This is a genomic window from Corallococcus sp. CA053C (assembly GCF_003611675.1).
GTDB lineage: Bacteria > Myxococcota > Myxococcia > Myxococcales > Myxococcaceae > Corallococcus.
Genome location: NZ_RAWA01000650.1, coordinates 1 through 3,175, shown reverse-complemented (window position 1 = coordinate 3,175; position 3,175 = coordinate 1). Strand labels below are relative to the sequence as shown.

The 3,175-nt window shown below is 71.9% G+C and carries 5 protein-coding genes; 2 read left to right on the top strand and 3 right to left on the bottom strand.

Going from position 1 to position 3,175, the window contains the following annotated elements; translation table 11 throughout:
* Positions 1-68 precede the first annotated feature (68 nt).
* Positions 69-368 carry a hypothetical protein gene (locus tag D7V97_RS41615; protein WP_199729172.1) on the top strand — a complete coding sequence of 100 codons (300 nt, stop codon included), beginning with the start codon at positions 69-71 and terminating at the stop codon, positions 366-368.
* On the opposite strand, the gene D7V97_RS41610 is transcribed toward D7V97_RS41615, so the two are convergent.
* Both D7V97_RS41610 and D7V97_RS41605 read right to left on the bottom strand, forming a co-directional pair.
* Complete coding sequence (locus D7V97_RS41610) at positions 369-1,115, bottom strand: hypothetical protein (RefSeq protein WP_120616073.1); 747 nt, start codon at positions 1,113-1,115, stop codon at positions 369-371.
* Positions 1,116-1,209: 94 nt separating this feature from the next.
* On the bottom strand, positions 1,210-2,136 hold the full coding sequence (locus D7V97_RS41605) for an NmrA/HSCARG family protein (RefSeq protein ID WP_199729170.1): 927 nt from the start codon (positions 2,134-2,136) through the stop codon (positions 1,210-1,212).
* 170 nt (positions 2,137-2,306) lie between these two features.
* Between D7V97_RS41605 and D7V97_RS41600 the strand changes: the two genes are divergently transcribed.
* Positions 2,307-2,918 carry a hypothetical protein gene (locus D7V97_RS41600; RefSeq protein WP_120616072.1) on the top strand — a complete coding sequence of 204 codons (612 nt, stop codon included), beginning with the start codon at positions 2,307-2,309 and terminating at the stop codon, positions 2,916-2,918.
* A gap of 6 nt (positions 2,919-2,924) precedes the next feature.
* Here the strand turns inward: D7V97_RS41600 and D7V97_RS41595 are convergent.
* Positions 2,925-3,175, bottom strand: a 251-nt coding sequence (locus D7V97_RS41595; RefSeq protein WP_120616071.1) for a DUF2203 domain-containing protein, incomplete at its 5' end; no start/stop codon positions are given.

Below are 3,175 nucleotides of genomic sequence, written 5' to 3'. Positions count from 1 at the left end.
GTTGCCAGGTGGACACCGCCGATGGTCGCCCCCTCGCGCGTGTTCATCTTCGGCGTGGGGAGGTGTTCATGGTCGGCTTCATCGCGTCGCGGACGGGACGGTGGGTTCGGATTCTGGCGGGCACGGGGCTGGTGCTGGGCGGCCTGGGTGCGAGGTCATCCCGGGGCGCCGTCGTGGCGCTGGCCGGGCTGGTGCCGCTCCTCTCCGGGACGCTGGACCTGTTCCTGCTGGGGCCCCTCTTCGGCCTGCCCGTGCGGGGCGCGGACCTGCGGCGTGCGCTGGGGCAGCCGGAGGAGGCGCCGCTGCTCGACCTGGCGCACGATGGCGGGCGCTCCCCCTACGCTCCGCCCAGCACGCTCCTGCACTAGCTAGCCCGTGCTCACCTGGAAGGGGATGTCGAGCATTCCGAACGGCTCCCCCGTGCCGGCATCCACCAGCCTCACCTGGAGCGTCACCTTGTCCTCGCGGTGGGCCACGCCCTGGAAGTACACGAAGCCCTCCAGCGTGCCGCCGGGCTCCAGCGTGCCTTCGGGCAGCGCGTTGTTGATCATGTCCTCGGTGGGCAGCGGCTCCTGGTAGCTCAGGGCATAGGGATACGGGGAGTAGAACGGGCTGCCCCAGGGGCCGTAGCCCCAGGGGCCGTAGTACGACGGGCCGTAGCCACGCCAGGGGCCGTAGCCGTAGCCGCCTACGCCCACGCCTACGCCCACCCGCCAGTGGCCCGCGGGCGCGATGACGGCGCCCTGGGTGGCTTCGCCGGGAGCCGTGTGCTCACGGGAGGACAGGCCCTGCCGGAGCGTCAGCGGGGCCAGCGCGGTGTAGCGGAAGCGCGACGCCGCACCCACCAGCGCGATGTCCGGGTACTGGACCTTGAGCGCGCGGGGCCCCTGGTTCTCCAGGCGCACGTAGACAGGGGTGAGCCGGCGCTCCAGGTCGGATGGGTGGCCCCGCCACGCCTGTCCGTCCGCCACCAGCCGCACGCCCCGCTGCTCCGTGATGGCGCTGCCCTGAGCGTTCTGGACGAGTCCCGCTTCCGGTATGGGCCTCAACTTCGTCTCCGCCGCGCAGCCCGCCAAAAGCAACAACGCCGCGGCCCCCAGCCCATGTGCACGCATGATGTGCCTCCTGGGCTTCAAGTTAGGGCGTGCGGCGTCGGCGGGACGACACGCCCCGTGCTCCACCCCGGAGGCCGGACGGGAAGCCGGGCCCCTACACCGTGGGCGTCACGACCTCCGCGGCGGCCCCCGGCCACGCGGCGGACGTGATGAAGTTCCAGTCCTGGTGGCGCGCCCAGGTCTCGAAGGTCTGCCAGCCCACGCGCGGGACGCTGTTGCGCAGGGTGAGGATGTCCGCGTGGTAGCCCACCCGGTCCAGCCATTCGTACATGCGCGCCAGGTCCTCGCTCTGCCTCGCCAGCTGCTCCAGGGGAAGCTGCTCGTAGTGGATGCGGTGGCCGCTCACCATGGAGAGCAGCGCGGCGGCCTGCTGTCCGGTCACCTCGTCGGAGGCCACCTCGATGCGCTCGCCGATGTACTTCACCGGATCCTCCAGCACGTGCAGCGCGTAGCCCGCGAGGTCGTCCACCGCCACCATCTGCAACCCGTGCGACGCGGGCAGCCCCAGCGCCAGATGGCCCGTCGCCAGCCCGTCCTTGAACGGCGCGTGCGTCAGGTTCTCCATGAAGAACGTGGGGGCCAGGATGGTGAAGGGCAGGTCCTTGCGCCGCAGGTACAGCTCCACCCGGTGCTTGCTGTCGAAGTGCGGCACGCCGGTGAGCTGCTCCGCGCCCGCCACCGACGCGTAGACGTAGTGCCGCACGCCCGAGCGCTTCGCCGCGTCCGCCAGGTTCATCCCGTGGTGCGTCTCCGCGTCCGGGCCGCCGGGCCCGAAGGGCGTGCCCATGGCATAGACGGCGTCCACGCCCCGGGTCGCCTGCTCCAGCACGTCCACGTCGTCGAAGTCGCCGCGCACCAACCGGACGCCTGACTTCGCGAAGGCCCGGGCCGCGGGCGCATCCGGGTCTCGGACCAACGCCACCACGTGATGGCCCCTGTTCAAAAGCTGGCGGACCACGGCGCCGCCCTGCTGGCCGGTGGCGCCCGTGACGAGCACGGTGATGGAGAAGTCCACGGTCATGGGTTCAAACCTCCGGACGCGACGTGTCACGGAAAGGTGGGGCCGGCCCCCACCAATGGCGAGGCCTGACACACGGACCGTTCACCCCCGAGCACAGGCTCCCGGACCGGGCAGGCGAGCGGAAGGAAGCAGGCAGGCGGACGGCCCGGCGTGGCAATCTCCCGGGCCTCATGAGCAAGCGCGACACCCCGCCCCCCTCCGAGCTGGTCTCCGCCGCCCAGGCGCTCGACTCCGAGCTGCTGCGCTTCGAGGCGCTGGCGGCCCAGCTCCAGGAGGCCCCCCTCACGTCGGAGAAGCACCTGGAGCGCGCCTCGCGCACGCTCAAGGACCTGGCGGACCTGGACGACGCGCTCCGCCTGCGCGTGGGCTCGCTGGTGCAGGCCATCACCGGCGTGCGCAACCGCCAGCAGACGCAGGCGGACGCCGTCAACGCGCGCGCGCAGGAGCTGCAACGGCGCACGGAGGTGTTCAAGGACCTGCTCACCCGCTACGGGGCGCTGGGCCAGAGCGCCGCGGACCTCAACGGGCGCATGCAGCAGTTCGCGGCCCTGCGGCAGCAGGCCACCCGCACGGCCGAAGAGGACGCGCAGCTCACCGCCGTCTTCACGTCCCTCCAGGAGCGCATGGCGGAGGTGGCGGAGGAGGCGGCGACCCTGGCCACCGCCTCCGAGGCGGAGCAGTTCTCCGACATCGCCCGGCAGGCGGACTCGCTGCGCCAGCAGCTCTTGTCCGCGCGCAACAAGCTGGGCCTCCTGCACCAGAGCCTGTCGAACCCGACGTAGGGCTGATCAGCTCAGGTACGTGGGCTCGAAGTCGTCCGGGCTGTCGATGGGGCGTCGCCCGGAGAAGCCCGCTTGCAGGTCGTGCCAGTGCGTGACGGTGTCCTCGCCGTAGCGCCAGCACAGGTAGACGGGGACCTCGCCGCGCTTCGCGTGGAAGTCCACCAGCCCGTCCGCGCCCTTGATCTCCAGGCCCATCTCCTGGAGCGGGCCCAGCTCCGCGCGGATGCGCTCCAGCAGGGACTCGCGCTCCTCGCGTT

Bases quoted from the DNA above. Each gene is read 5' to 3' on its own strand.
- D7V97_RS41615 (WP_199729172.1), top strand. From the start codon at position 69: ATGGTCGGCTTCATCGCGTCGCGGACGGGACGGTGGGTTCGGATTCTG.
- D7V97_RS41610 (WP_120616073.1), bottom strand. From the start codon at position 1,115: ATGCGTGCACATGGGCTGGGGGCCGCGGCGTTGTTGCTTTTGGCGGGC.
- D7V97_RS41605 (WP_199729170.1), bottom strand. From the start codon at position 2,136: ATGACCGTGGACTTCTCCATCACCGTGCTCGTCACGGGCGCCACCGGC.
- D7V97_RS41600 (WP_120616072.1), top strand. From the start codon at position 2,307: ATGAGCAAGCGCGACACCCCGCCCCCCTCCGAGCTGGTCTCCGCCGCC.